The organism is Actinoplanes sp. CA-051413 (assembly GCF_050955795.1).
Classification (GTDB): domain Bacteria; phylum Actinomycetota; class Actinomycetes; order Mycobacteriales; family Micromonosporaceae; genus Actinoplanes.
This window is the reverse complement of record NZ_CP192100.1, coordinates 4,696,506-4,709,230: the sequence shown is the minus strand read 5'-3', so window position 1 is coordinate 4,709,230 and position 12,725 is coordinate 4,696,506. Positions and strand designations below refer to the sequence as shown.

Here is a 12,725-nt window from a genome sequence, read left to right as displayed (position 1 = left end):
TGCGACCGGCGAGCCGGCCGCGCCGCGGCCGGAAAGCAACCGCCCCCATCCCCACCACGACCCCCACCACGACCACGACCGCGACCGCGACCGCGACCGCGACCGGCCGCGCCGCGGCCGGAAAGCAACCGCCCCCATCCCCACCACGACCCCCACCACGACCACGACCGCGACCGCGACCGCGACCGCGAGCCTGCTGTGCCGTGGTCGGCAATCGACCGTTGTGACCCCCGCCGCGACCGGGACCCTCCGCGTTGTTCGGACCGTGGTCCTGGTCAGCGTGCTGGTCGCGGGGTGCACGTCCACCGGCGCGTCTCCTGTCGCTAGGGACAGCCCGACCGCGGCGTCGGACAAGGCGGCCGTTGCGGCCTGCAGCCAGGCGGTCGGTGCCGTTGAGGTAGAGGTCGCCGGCGACCTGCATTTCAGCGTTTTCGGGAGCATGGCGCGGCGCAGCGCGCCGTCCTGTCAGCGGATCCGGTGCTTCAGGAGGTTGGTCGGCGCCTGGTTCTGATCGGCGAGCAGGCCCTCGGCCTCTTGGTCGTGCAGAAGGCGAGCGCTGCGGAGATGGCGCCTAGCCTGCGACAGTTGGGCGCGGCGCGGCATCATCTCGGCATGCAAGGATCTGTTCGGCTTCTAGCCGTGGGCGCTCGCCGCATTGCCGTCGCCCGACGCCAGCGAGTGAACAGTCTCGGACCTCAGTTGGGCGTCTGATTCTGTGGCTGCTTGTTCGCGGGGGTTGTGCGCGGGGTCGGGGACGCCGGAGATCAGGGCCAGGCGGAGTTTGGTTTCGTCGGTGGTTTCGGGGGCTGCGGTCAGGATCACGATTTTCAGTTCGGCGTCGCCGTCGGTCATGACGTCGCAGTCGACTTCGATGGGGCCGACCGTTGGGTGCTTGACGATTTTGTGGTCCTCGCGGTGGGTGCCCACCGCGCCGGCCGCCCACAGTTCGGCGAAGCGTTTGTTGCCCTCGGTGAGTGAGCGGATCAGGTTGGTCAGCCTGGGGTTGTTCGGGAAGCGGCCGGTGGCGCGGCGGAGGTCGGACACGATGGCGGCGTCGACCGCGTCGGGGGCGTACGAGATCACCGGCCATTGCGACAAGCTGGGCCGGTCGCCGTTGAGCGGGAAGGTGTCGCGGGCGAAGTTGCGACGCTCCCGCGGTGCCGACGACGGGTCGCCGAGCAGTGCCGCCCAGCCACGGTTCCACCAGATCAGCTGCCAGTCGGCGGCGAAGACTCCGACGGCCGCGTCGCCGAGGCGGTTCAGGACGCGCTGGACGCCCGGTGGGATGTGGTCGGAGATCTCGCCGTCGGCGGGCGGGACGAGCCCGGCCAGCCGGTAGAGGTGGTCGCGTTCCGCGTTGGTGAGTTGCAGGGCCCGGGCGAGCGCGGCGACCACCTGCGCCGAGGGTGTGGTGAACCGGCCCTGTTCCAGGCGCACTACGTAGTCGACCGAGATCCCGGCCAGTTCGGCAAGTTCCTCGCGACGCAGTCCGCTCGCGCGGCGCGCGCGGCCACTCGGCAGGCCCACCGCGGACGGCGTCAGCCGGTCGCGCCAGGCGCGCACAGTGGCGCCGAACTCCGTGCCGTGAGTGGTCATGGCACCGATTGTGCCTCGCTGCCCGGCGCCCAGGGGTGGTAGCCGTTTTCCTACCGTCAGGCCTTCCCTGGCGCACGTCGCGGCGCCGGCAAACCATGGGCGCATGACGATCACTTTCATCACCGGGGCCAACAAGGGCCTCGGCTACGAGACCGCCCGCCGGCTCATCGCCCACGGCCACACCGTGCTGCTCGGCGCCCGCGACGCGAAGGCCGGGACCGCGGCGGCCGCGGAACTCGGTGCCCGCTTTGTCCAGATCGACGTCACGGACGACGAGTCGGTGGCGGCGGCCGCCGCCGACGTCGAGCAGCACGAAGGCTCCGTCGACGTGTTGATCAACAACGCCGGCATTCACGGCGCGCACGGTGACCCGAGCGGCCTGACGGGCGCCGACATCCTGAGCGTGCTCGATGTCAACGTCGTCGGCGTGGTGCGGACCACCACGGCGTTCCTGCCGCTGCTGCGACGCTCGGCCGATCCGGTCATCGTCAACGTCAGCAGCTCGATGGGCTCGCTGGCGGCCACGCATGATCCGTCCCGCGCCGAGTCCAAGGCGATCGCGCCTGCTTACACGGCGTCCAAGGCGGCGCTCACCATGCTCACGACCCAGTACGCCAAGTCGCTGACCGACATCCGCATCAACGCGGCCGACCCGGGTTACACGGCGACCGATCTCAACGGCAACACCGGCCCGCAGACCGTCACCGAGGGGACCGACGCCGTGGTCGGCCTCGCCACCGAGGGGCCGGGCCACGGTTCCGGGCGCTTCGTCGACCGTACCGGTGAGATCGTCTGGTCCTGAAGCACCGGATCGCCGGCGGCGATCTCAGTCCATGAGCAGCAGGGTGTGGACCGAGGTGATCAGGCCGTCGGCGACCAGCGCGATGTCGGCGCCCCGGACCACGGGGGCGGCGCCCTCGGGGCCGAAGCTCCACGCGAGGTAGCCGAGGTCCTGGGTAACGCGCACCGGGCCGTCGGCGGCGAAGACGAAGCCCGGCGCGTCGTCCAGGATCTTCTGCGCCTTCGCGTCGAGCGCGTCGTGGCCCTGCACCGTCTCCTCGGGGTCGGCGAAGCGCACGCCGGGAGCGTACGTGCGGGCGATCGCGGCCCGGCGGCGCTCGCCGTCCCGCTCGTTGAAGACCTCCAGCAGGTTCGCCTGCATGAGCTGCTCGATCGTCGCCATCGTGCACTTCCCTCCGGCCGGCGCGCCCGGCTCGGGCGCGTACCGGTGCCGACGATATATGACGCGTCATGTAATCGGTAGGGTGGCTGCGGTAGGTTTGTGCGGTGGTGGACGAGGCGGCGGGAGCCGGCAGCCTGGACCCGGTCGAGCTGAGGGCCTGGCGCGGCCTCATCGAGACCACGCCCCTGCTGCGGCGGCGCCTCGACCAGCTGCTGACGGCGGACTCCGGGCTCACCGGCAGCGACTATCCCGTGCTGGTGACCCTGCACGAGCGCGGTGAGCGGCCGTGCCGTTCGACCGAGCTGGCCGACCTGATCGGCTGGGAGCAGTCCCGGCTGTCGCACCACCTCGCCCGGATGGAACGCCGCGGCCTGATCCGCCGCGGCCGTCACCATGCCGACAACCGCGTCGCCGAGGTCCACCTGACCGACGAAGGTCGCGCCGTCTTCCTGAACGCGGCCAAGGGACACTCGCGGGGCGTCCGGGAGCACTTCGCCGACGTGCTCACCGTGCCGCAGCTCGAGGCGCTGGCCGAGATCATGGAGACACTCCAGCGTCACCTCGCGCCTCCGGCCGCGACGGACTGACCACGGACCCGGACTCGCTGCCGGGCCGCACCAGCCCTGACTCGTACGCGAAGACGACGGCCTGCACGCGGTCGCGCAGGCCGAGCTTGGCCAGGATCCGGCCGATGTGGGTCTTGACGGTCGCCTCGGCGACCTGCAGCCGGCTGCCGATCTCGAGGTTCGACAGTCCCTGCGCCACGAGCAGCAGCACCTCGCGTTCCCGGTCGGTCATCTCCGGCAGGCCGGCCGCGTCCTTCGCGACGAGCCGGCCGGCGAAGCGGTCCAGCAGCCGCCGGGTCACCCGGGGCGCCACGACGGCGTCACCGCCGGCGACCACCCGGATCGCGCTCAGCAGGTCGTCGGGCGGCACGCTCTTGAGCAGGAAACCGCTCGCCCCGGCCTGGAGGGCGGCGAACGCGTCCTCGTCGGTGTCGAACGTGGTCAGCACCAGCACCCGGGGAAGCGGGCCGGCGGCGCAGATCCGCCTGGTGGCGGTCACCCCGTCGAGCACGGGCATCCGCAGGTCCATCACGACGACATCGGCCGGGGTCGTGCGCAGCAGACGTAACGCCTCGGCGCCGTCGCTCGCCTCGCCGACCACGGTCATGTCGCTCTGGTAATCGAGGACCATCCGGAATCCGGCCCGGACCAGGTGCTGGTCGTCGACGAGCACGACCCGGATCACGCAACCACCGCCCGGGCCGCGGCGCCGGTGAGGGGGATGCCGGCGTGCACCCGCCAGCCGCCGTCCGGTTTCGGGCCGGCTTCGAACGTCCCGCCGTACAGGGCAACCCGCTCGCGCATGCCGACCAGGCCGTGCCCACCGGGGTTCGTGGGTTTCGGGCCGGCGCCGGAATCCGTCACCTCGATGTCGATGACGTCCGGCCGGTAGCTGACAGTCACGGTGGCAGCCGGCGCCGGGCCGGCGTGTTTCAACGTGTTGGTCAGGGATTCCTGCACGATCCGGTAGACCGCCAGCGCCACGCCGCCGGGCACCTCGGGCGGCGTGCCATGCACGGTGAGGTCGGCGGTCAGGCCCGAGTCGCGGGCCCGCTGCACCACGGCTTCGATCTGGTCCAGGGCGACCGGGGTGCGGTCAGGCGGGCTGTCGCCGGCGCTCCGGAGCAGCTCGACGAGCTGCCGGATCTCCTCCAGGGCGTCGCTGCCGGTCGTGCCGATCGTCCGCAGCGCCTCGCGGGCCCGCTGCTGGTCGTGGTCGAACGCGTACGCGGCCCCGTTGGCCTGCAGGATGATCACCGACAGCGAATGCGCGACGATGTCGTGCAGCTCCCGGGCGATGCGCGCCCGTTCCTCGGCGACGGCGATCTGCGCCACGTGCCGGCGTTCCCGCTCCGCACTCTGCCGGCGCTCGGACGTGTTGAGATTCAGCTGGCCGAAGTACCGCACGCTGAGGGCCATCGCCCACACCACGGCCCCGTAGCCCAGCAGGAGCCCGGAGCCGCGCGTGAGCTCCTCGATCGAGAAGGTCGACCACTCGGCACGGGAGTTGTTCTGCAGCGGCAGCAGCAGCGAGGCGAACAACCAGCCGCCGAGGCCGCCCACCGCCGCCCGGAGCAGCGTCGAGGAGTGGACGATGACCGCGTACATCGCAGTGGCGACCGTGATCAGCAGCATGCCGTCGTGCAGCTTCGTGCCGTTGACCTCGATCGTCGCCGTGACCGCGGTCAGCACCGCCACGAGGACGAGGACGGTGATCGGGCGGTGGCGCCGCCACATCAACATCAGCCCGGCCAGCACGCCGAAGAGCAAGCCGCCCAGCCTGTACTGGTGCCACCACCACGTGGACAGGGCGGCCACCGAGATGGACACCACCAGGTCGCCCAGCAGACCGCTGCCGCGGGTCAGGGCAGGCGACACCATGCTGCTCAGCGTATGGGTCTCACTCACTGCGCAACTCCTGAACCTTCAGCAGACGGAACAGCAGCGGCAGGCCGGCAGCTGTGACGGCCACGACCATAGCGGCCACCGTGGCCGTCATCGCGGCGATCGCGGGCCAGTCCAGCTCGACCGGGGCCTTGGTGGCCGCGAGCAGGACCGCCGACAGGCTGCTGCCGATGAGGACGGCCAGGAGCAGTCCGATGGAGGCCGGGATGGCCACTTGATAGAGCAATGACGCTGACAGCGTCCGCCGTTGTGTGCCGAAGGCGGCGAGCACGGCTAGCAGCCTGCGCCGCTCGCGCAGCTGCTCGGTGACGCCGACGAGCATGCTGGCGCCGATGAACAGCAGGAACAGGACGGCGCAGCCCTGGGCCACCTGCCGGCCCCCGGCGAACTGGTTGCCGATCCGATCGTCGCCGAACAGTTGCAGCGGTGCGGCCGGGGCCAGCCGGGTCATCGTGTTGCGCACCCGCTCGATGGCGTCCGGGCGGGCCGGGTCCAGCCCCAGCAGGTACGCGTCGGTGAACATGCCGCGCAGGTCGGGACGGAGTTTCAGCGCTGCCGGGGTGGCCAGGTACGACATCGGGGCGGCTTCGCTGGTGTAGAGCGTCACGACCGGAAGACCGGCGGGCACCTGCCAGTGCGAGAGCGGTGCCACGTCGTCGGTGCCGAAGACGGGGGTGGTGGCTCCCGCAGGCAGGGTGGGGCTCTCCCAGCCCGGGTGCACGGCCTGGAAGCTGTCGCCGTCGGCGCAGGACGGCAGCGGCGCGTACTGCCGGAGCACGTCGCAGTCGCCGACCCGGACGGTCGCGCCTGCCTGGTCCGGGTCCGTGCGCAGGTAGCCGTAGCCGGAGGTCCGCACCGCCTCGACGCCCGGGGTGCCGGCCAGAGCGGCCTTCCAGCCGGTGCCGTCGGCGCCGTTGGTGTAGACGACGGCCTGGAGGCGGTCGGCCGGCGGCTGGGTCCCACTGGTCGCGGCTATCGAGGTGCTGAGCAGCCCCTGGATGGCGATGATGCCGGCGACCGACACCGCGATGCCCGAGACGAACCGTACGGCGGTGTCGCTGTCCAGCTGCAGGCGCCGGATGCCGAGCTGCCACGCGACGCTGCCGCCGCCGAGGTGCCGTACCACCGCTTGCACGAGCCAGGGCAGCAGCACGACCACGCCGGTGAGCAGCAGGATCGCGCCCGCGGCGAGCTGGACCCGGGTGCCCGGCCCGACGTCGCCGGGCAACCCGCCGAGCAAGGGGTAGAGCAGTGCCAAGCCGGCGCCCGGCGGAATCAGCCGCCACCAGAGCCGCCGGCGCCGGACGCCGCTCTGCCGCACCACGCCGAGCGGCTCGATGACGACACGCCGCAGCGCCGACAGGGTCACCAGCACAGCGCCGGCCGGCACCAGCACCAGGATCGCGGCGAGCAGCGGCGGCACCGGGCGTAGATCCGACGGGTACGGGCTGAAGTCGGCCGGCAGCAGCGCCCCGACGCCCCGGCGCAGACCGAGGAAGACGAGACCCCCGACGGCGAGCCCCAGCACCGCCCCGATCAGCGCGTCGCCGGTCGCGATACGGCGCGTCATCCTGCTGTCGGCGCCGACGAGCCGGATCGCGGCGAGCTGCCGCTCCCGGCTCTCACTGCCGAAACGTACGGCCGTCGTCACGAACACCAGGACCGGCAGCAACAGGATGGCCGCCCCGATGACCGCCAGCACCACGATCGTCGGGTCGGTCGTGGGCGGGCCACCGCCACCGAACGAGGCGATGCGTGCCGCCCCGTCGTCCGTGGTCAGCGTGCCGGCCCCCACGTAGAAGTACACCTCGTCGGGCCCGGAGAGTCCCTGTGGCGCGATCGTGCCGGCCACGTGCGCGGACCAGCGTTCGGCCAGCAGCTCACCACCGGGACCGGCGATGAGAGCGGCGAGAGCCGGCGAGACGTACAGCTCCCCCGCCGCCGGCATCCGGGCCACCCCGGGCGGTGCCGGCGCGCGGTCGCCCTCCGGGCGCACGATCCTGCCTCGTACGGGCTCATCCCGGAACCGCGTCTCCGTGGTCAGCGCCAGCAGCGTGCCGGGCCCGGCCTGCTCGACGCTCGCACCCAGCGCACGATCGGCCCGGCGCTGCTCCCGCGACGCAACAGCCGTCGGCGCGGCGGCCAGCACGAGTAGCATCCCCACGCCGAGGCCCACCCCGGCCGCGATCAGGGCGAGCCGCAGCCAGCCCGAGCGGCCGCCCGAGACGCTCAGCCGCACACCCAGAACCAGCTCACGCAGCCAGGCGGCGCTCATCGGACACCCTCAGCGACGACAGCGGCGCCGTCACGGAAGGTGACTTCGCGATCGGCGTACGAGGCAATCCGCGCCTCATGGGTGACCAGCACGACCGCGCTCCCCCGCTCCTTCGTGGCAGCGACCAGCAACCGCATGACCTGCTCACCGTTGCGGGAGTCGAGGGCACCGGTCGGCTCATCGGCGAAGATCACCTGCGGGTCGGTGACCAGCGCGCGGGCCACCGCAACACGCTGGCCCTGCCCGCCGGACGCCTGCCCGGGTCGTTTGCCCGCCACCTCGACAACCTCCAGGCGCACGAGCAGCTCGGCTGCGCGCCGCTCGGCCTGGGTCCGCCGTACGCCGGCGAGCCGCAGCGGCAACGCCACGTTCTCCAGGCAGGTGAGCTCGGGCACCAGCTGACCGAATTGGAAGACGAACCCGAACGCGCCCCGCCGGAGTGCGCTGCGCTCCCGGTCGCTCATGGCGGTCAGGTCGCGGCCCTCGAAGCTGACCCGGCCGGAATCCGGGGGGAGGATGCCGGAGAGACAGTGCAGCAGCGTGGACTTGCCGGAGCCGGACGGTCCCGTCAGTGCGAGCACCTCGCCGGGGCGGACCTGGAGCGACGCGCCGTTCAAAGCCCGGGTGATGCCGAACGACTTACTCACACCGTCGGCGACGAGCAGGGGTGACGAGGGCACGGGGAGCTCCTGGTGGATCGTGGACCGGGGACATCCATGACGCTAGGAGCAGGGCGGGGGGACGCGCGTCCGACTTGATGATGGACTTCGCGTACGACTTGAGTCGTACATCGGCGCCCGAGTCCTACTGAAGTCGGACGGCACCAGCGGGCCTCCTGAACAGCGGCAACCCTGAATCGTCGCGTCCGCACGCTAGGAGAACCCGAGGTCGGGATGCCGGGGGCCGCCCAGTTTGACGGAGATGGCGTCGACCAGTGCGCGGTAGGCCGCGCTTTCCGGCGGCGACCGATCGGCGTCGTCGCCGTCGATCGCGGCCTCGTCTGCGAGGAAGGCTGATCCGGACAGCTGGAGCAGGAGGTCCGTCCAGCGAGGGCCGGTCAGCGTCATCCGGACGTTGGTCCGGGCCACGTCCGTGCCGGCGCGCAACAGGCGCTGCTGACGGCGAGTCAAGTTCACCGCGTAACTACGGTCGGGTCGCAGTCCGAGCTCGTTCAACGTCTCCAGGCTGACGTCGCCCAGCCCGCGGTAGTCGACGGCATTCGCGGACACCGTGAACTCACACCAGGGTGACCAGTCCTCTTCCTCGTCCGGGCTCGTCAATGCCGCCTGGTTACGGTCGCGCTCAGCAGGGTCGTCGAACCGGGCCCGCCAGCGGTAGCTTGCGCCCGGCGCCAGTTCGCCCGGACCGAAGTCAAGCGACCGGTAACCGAACTTGGCGACCGTACGGCTGCCGTCGACCGGGCCGTACTCGTAGACGATCTCGTCCCCGGGCCAGGCCAGCCCGTCGCGGACATCGAGCAGCGTCGTCTCGACCACCGGACGCCCTGCACCGGTGACGCAGCCCGGCCGGCCCGTGGTGACCGCCCGCATCGGGGCCGGGCGGCTCGGGGCGGGCGGCATCCACAGCTTCGGATCAACAAAGGTACCGTCAGGCCGATCACAACCCATCATGAACGAGGTGTTCTCAGCGTTGCGGTACCCGTCGAGCAGCTTGTGCAGCGTCTTGCGGCACAGTGCATAGAGGGCCCGGTCGTCGTCGACGGGCCCGGGCGGCACGGTCACCGAACCGGCTGCGGCGAGCACGATCACCAGAGCGGTGAGCGCAACCGGCGCACTGAACCTCGTCCGCGCGCGGTCAGTACCGATCACCGTCACCCCCGATGTACCCGACGGCACTTCATCGGCGGCGCAGCATCGGACTCAAGGATTTTCGCCGTACCCGGATGTACTCCCAGCCCTGACAACGCTCTGGGTGGGGCCGCCCGACGCATTCAGGTCGATCATGGGGACGACTGTGACCAGCAGGTGCACTGACGGTCGTCCGCAGGTCGTGAACTGTCGGCAAGAATGCAAGATCCACGATCTTGTTATAAGCGGACGCCCTCGTGAATCATACGAGTGAAAGTTTCACTCAGTCGGGCAATCGAATGCGGCACCACTGCTCCGTGTAGTGTTGACAGTCCGTCTCATCGCCTCCTTAGATCAGTGTTGGGACGTCGGCTCAAACATATGGTGGACTTCATGCGAAGAACTCCGACGCAACTGGCAAGCCATGTAGATATTGCGATCACGCGCGGGCATGCCTGGCTGTGGAACTCATACATTCCCGAGCCCCGCGGCGGCAGTGGCGCAGGATGGCCGCAATTTCCCGGCTCCACAGAGTTGACCGTGTGGGGCGGCACGTTGGATGGACTGCGCGCGCAGAATCTTGAGCGCAGGGGAGGGCCGATGAACGAACGCCTTCGCGATGCCCTCACCTGGGTACGAAAACAACAGTTGGAGTGCGGGGGCTTCGACTCATGCGAAGTGGAATACCCGGCTGCGGAGACCACTGCGTGGGCACTCATAGCGTTCGGTGAGATCGGACTGGAGGCGACCGACGCGACCGTTGGTGGTGCCATTACCTACCTCCTTGAGTGCGTCGCACCCGGCGGTGGGGTGACAACGACTCCGAACGATCTCCAGGATCAACGGATAATGCCGATGGCATTGGCCGTCTGGGCGTTTGCGAAGTATCGCGAGGAGCTGCGCCGCCGCGGCAAGGAAGGAGTGATTGACAGCATCGTCCAGCGCCTTCGGCTCGTCCAGGACAGAGAGAGCCAGGCATGGGGTGTTTCTCATGGCGCCGTACCCAACGTGGCGACCACAGCGCAGGTGATCCACGCGCTTTGCGAAGCCGGAGTACCAGCCCGCGACGATGTCATTCAGGGAGCGAACAAGTTCGTCATCGGAAGACAGGACAGCAATGGCAGCTGGCCGAACAGTTATGATGAATGGTTCACGATCAGGAGCCCGCGTCGCCCTCATCGGTGCCTCAATTATTCCTCCTGGTGGGCGTTACTGGCACTCATGCATTCAGTGACCGTGGACTCTGATACGCGCCGGGCCTGCAGATCCGCAGTCAAGTACCTTGTCGAAACGCAGTCACCTGAAGGTGCCTGGCGCTTCGAGGAATACGAAGACACGCGCCACGTCTGGTTGACGGGACAGATTGTGGTCGCACTACACGAATGGCGGCGAAATTGGCTCAACCATGACCAGCGCTATCGAATGCGCAGCATCGGTGACGGACTCGCGGGCGCCGCTGGGACCCTTCGAAGAAACGCTATCGCGATCGTTTTAGGATTCCTCGTCGCCAAGGAAGTTCTGCCGGGGGCATTGCACATCATCGCCAGCATTGGCCATACGCTCGGAATCGACCGGGCAAGCATGTCGAACAATCTGCTCAGCACAGCGATCTGGGCTTCGCTGACCATCCTTCTGGCTTCGCTCATCACGCACCTACGTAATCGTTGACCAGGAATGCATCGGCAGGATGCCGGCCACCAGATCGCCGGTAGCGCAAGCCGGCCGTACCCGCGTTGTACATGCCTTCGGCGTTTGACTCGTCAGCCGCCAAAGCCGACGATGCGCCGCATCACGAGTCTGTGACCGCAACCGCTACCGCCGCTGACCGCAACCGACGAGGTGCGTACGCAGGGCTCACCACTCAGGCCGGCCTGCCCGACAGAAATCCCCCACCAAGACCACAGCGCGGCAGCCGGACCCCGCACTGCAAGGGGATCACCCACGAAGCGCTGCAACCAGCAGCGAGCAAACGAACACCTGGCCGGAAAAAACCATGCAAGGTTGAGGCCGGGGCGACCTACATGGCATGGCTGCTCTTCAGCCGATCTCGGTCAGCCCGGCCCCAACCGTCTACCCGCAAGAGAAGCGCTGAATACGCTCGCCGCCACCAGCAGGATGCGGTAAGCACGTCGGATGACGACAGCAAAGCCATTGACCGTGGTCCAACCAGGCGCCGGACGCAAAGGCGAACTAGGCGACATCGGCGTGCATTTCAAGCTGTGGGGCGAAGACACCGGCGGCGCCCTGGCGATCGTCGAGCACCCGTTCCCGGTAGGCGCGCTGGTTGCACCCCACCTGCACACCCGCGAGGACGAGTACTCGATCGTCACCGAAGGCGAGATCGGCTTCCGCTCAGGCGACCGGGAGGTGGTGCTCGGCCCCGGCGGCTACATCACCAAACCCCGCGGCGAACTGCACGCAATGTGGAACGCCGGCCCCGTCCCGGCCCGGATGATCGAGATCATCACCCCGGCCGGCTTCGAGCACTTCTTCCGCGAGGTGGCAGAGCTGATCGCGGCCGGACCCGCCGCGGCGGAGGAGGGCGGCGATCTCGCGGAGCGGTACGGCCTGCAGTTCGGCGAGCCGGACTGGCTGCCGGGGATCGTCGAACGGTTCGGCCTGACCACCTAGGCGTGCACAGAGTCGACACCGAGGGCGTTGAAGGTCGCCTCTGAATCGTTCTGGCGTGCCGACAGCTCCCAGGCGGTGTCGGCGATCGTGTCAGGATCGAGGGTGGGCAGGCCGGCGGCTACGGCCGGGCCGACCGCGGCGACGGCGTGCCGGTGGATGTCGCCGCGTTCGACGAGCCCGCCGATGACCAGCGCCCCGGCGTAAACCCCGGTGTCGGTCAGAGCGGCGTTCACGGTCAGGGCGTACGTGCGCAGCGCCGCCGACGCGACCGCGAGGGCGCCCATGCCCGGCAGCGGAACGACGGCGCCGAGACCCGCGACATACAGCAGTGTGCCGCTGCGGCGCTCGAGCATGCCGGGCAGCACCATCGCGGTGAGGTCGACGGCGGGACGGACGAAGGTGTGCACTGCCGCGGACACGTCCTCCGGCGCCGCTTGCAGGATCGGCGCCGGTCGCGCGGTCGGGTCAGCGGCGCCCGGTCCGTAGTACACGGCGCCGATCGGGCCGAGCTGCTCACTCGTGGTGGTGACGGCGGCGCGTAGCTGATCGGGCTGGGTGATGTCGGCGGCGACGGCGATCGCGGTGATGCCGTCCTGACGCAGCGAGGCCAGGTAGGACTCGTGCCGGTCCGGGTGGCGCGACAGCAGGGCGACCGGGTACCCCTCACGGCCGAACCGCCGGGCGACGGCAAGACCGAGCCCCGGCCCCACTCCGGCGATGAGCATGCTGGAAATCTGTGCTGCGGGCACGTACGCCTCCTC

Annotated in this window: 12 protein-coding genes; 4 read left to right on the top strand and 8 right to left on the bottom strand. The window is 69.8% G+C overall.

From position 1 onward, the window contains the following. Window positions 1-633 precede the first annotated feature (633 nt). Complete coding sequence (locus ACQP2Y_RS22275; RefSeq protein ID WP_433732023.1) at window positions 634-1,701, bottom strand: helix-turn-helix transcriptional regulator; 1,068 nt, start codon at window positions 1,699-1,701, stop codon at window positions 634-636. Here ACQP2Y_RS22275 and ACQP2Y_RS22270 point away from each other — a divergent pair. Next, window positions 1,700-2,398 carry an SDR family NAD(P)-dependent oxidoreductase gene (locus tag ACQP2Y_RS22270; protein ID WP_433731271.1) on the top strand — a complete coding sequence of 233 codons (699 nt, stop codon included), beginning with the start codon at window positions 1,700-1,702 and terminating at the stop codon, window positions 2,396-2,398. The genes ACQP2Y_RS22275 and ACQP2Y_RS22270 overlap by 2 nt on opposite strands. 24 nt (window positions 2,399-2,422) lie before the next feature. Here ACQP2Y_RS22270 and ACQP2Y_RS22265 read toward each other — a convergent pair whose 3' ends face one another. Next, on the bottom strand, window positions 2,423-2,779 hold the full coding sequence (locus ACQP2Y_RS22265) for a nuclear transport factor 2 family protein (RefSeq protein WP_433731269.1): 357 nt from the start codon (window positions 2,777-2,779) through the stop codon (window positions 2,423-2,425). A 104-nt stretch (window positions 2,780-2,883) separates the two neighbouring features. Between ACQP2Y_RS22265 and ACQP2Y_RS22260 the strand changes: the two genes are divergently transcribed. Continuing rightward, window positions 2,884-3,366, top strand: a complete 483-nt coding sequence (locus ACQP2Y_RS22260) for a MarR family winged helix-turn-helix transcriptional regulator (RefSeq protein WP_433731267.1) — start codon at window positions 2,884-2,886, stop codon at window positions 3,364-3,366. On the opposite strand, the gene ACQP2Y_RS22255 is transcribed toward ACQP2Y_RS22260, so the two are convergent. From ACQP2Y_RS22255 to ACQP2Y_RS22235, 5 genes are all read right to left on the bottom strand, one after another. Further along, window positions 3,317-3,976, bottom strand: coding sequence for a response regulator (locus tag ACQP2Y_RS22255; protein ID WP_433732021.1), 660 nt, complete (start codon window positions 3,974-3,976; stop codon window positions 3,317-3,319). The two genes, ACQP2Y_RS22260 and ACQP2Y_RS22255, sit on opposite strands and share 50 nt — an antisense overlap. 50 nt (window positions 3,977-4,026) lie before the next feature. Continuing rightward, window positions 4,027-5,253 carry a sensor histidine kinase gene (locus tag ACQP2Y_RS22250; RefSeq protein ID WP_433731265.1) on the bottom strand — a complete coding sequence of 409 codons (1,227 nt, stop codon included), beginning with the start codon at window positions 5,251-5,253 and terminating at the stop codon, window positions 4,027-4,029. Then, a complete protein-coding gene (locus ACQP2Y_RS22245) occupies window positions 5,246-7,525 on the bottom strand; it encodes an FtsX-like permease family protein (protein ID WP_433731263.1) in 2,280 nt (759 codons plus the stop codon). Before ACQP2Y_RS22245 ends, ACQP2Y_RS22250 begins: the two co-directional genes overlap by 8 nt. Next, entirely contained in the window at window positions 7,522-8,205 is a 684-nt protein-coding gene (locus ACQP2Y_RS22240; protein ID WP_433731261.1) for an ABC transporter ATP-binding protein, read from the bottom strand. The genes ACQP2Y_RS22245 and ACQP2Y_RS22240 overlap by 4 nt, the downstream gene beginning before the upstream one ends. Window positions 8,206-8,397: 192 nt before the next feature. Next, entirely contained in the window at window positions 8,398-9,354 is a 957-nt protein-coding gene (locus ACQP2Y_RS22235; protein ID WP_433731259.1) for a hypothetical protein, read from the bottom strand. A gap of 372 nt (window positions 9,355-9,726) precedes the next feature. On the opposite strand from ACQP2Y_RS22235, the gene ACQP2Y_RS22230 reads away from it, so the two are divergent. Both ACQP2Y_RS22230 and ACQP2Y_RS22225 read left to right on the top strand, forming a co-directional pair. Beyond that, the gene (locus tag ACQP2Y_RS22230) at window positions 9,727-11,001 is read left to right on the top strand and encodes a prenyltransferase/squalene oxidase repeat-containing protein (RefSeq protein WP_433731257.1); all 1,275 of its coding nucleotides are present in this window, start codon (window positions 9,727-9,729) and stop codon (window positions 10,999-11,001) included. 465 nt (window positions 11,002-11,466) lie between these two features. Continuing rightward, complete coding sequence (locus ACQP2Y_RS22225; RefSeq protein ID WP_433731255.1) at window positions 11,467-11,964, top strand: cupin domain-containing protein; 498 nt, start codon at window positions 11,467-11,469, stop codon at window positions 11,962-11,964. On the opposite strand, the gene ACQP2Y_RS22220 is transcribed toward ACQP2Y_RS22225, so the two are convergent. Continuing rightward, complete coding sequence (locus tag ACQP2Y_RS22220) at window positions 11,961-12,713, bottom strand: SDR family NAD(P)-dependent oxidoreductase (RefSeq protein WP_433731253.1); 753 nt, start codon at window positions 12,711-12,713, stop codon at window positions 11,961-11,963. The two genes, ACQP2Y_RS22225 and ACQP2Y_RS22220, sit on opposite strands and share 4 nt — an antisense overlap. Between the last annotated feature and the right edge of the window lie 12 nt (window positions 12,714-12,725).

What these genes read in the sequence shown, in the direction of transcription:
- ACQP2Y_RS22230 (WP_433731257.1), top strand. Translation starts at nt 9,727, where the DNA reads ATGCGAAGAACTCCGACGCAACTGGCAAGCCATGTAGATATTGCGATC.
- ACQP2Y_RS22275 (WP_433732023.1), bottom strand. Translation starts at nt 1,701, where the DNA reads ATGCGCCCATGGTTTGCCGGCGCCGCGACGTGCGCCAGGGAAGGCCTG.
- ACQP2Y_RS22245 (WP_433731263.1), bottom strand. Translation starts at nt 7,525, where the DNA reads ATGAGCGCCGCCTGGCTGCGTGAGCTGGTTCTGGGTGTGCGGCTGAGC.
- ACQP2Y_RS22270 (WP_433731271.1), top strand. Translation starts at nt 1,700, where the DNA reads ATGACGATCACTTTCATCACCGGGGCCAACAAGGGCCTCGGCTACGAG.
- ACQP2Y_RS22255 (WP_433732021.1), bottom strand. Translation starts at nt 3,976, where the DNA reads ATGGTCCTCGATTACCAGAGCGACATGACCGTGGTCGGCGAGGCGAGC.
- ACQP2Y_RS22265 (WP_433731269.1), bottom strand. Translation starts at nt 2,779, where the DNA reads ATGGCGACGATCGAGCAGCTCATGCAGGCGAACCTGCTGGAGGTCTTC.
- ACQP2Y_RS22225 (WP_433731255.1), top strand. Translation starts at nt 11,467, where the DNA reads ATGACGACAGCAAAGCCATTGACCGTGGTCCAACCAGGCGCCGGACGC.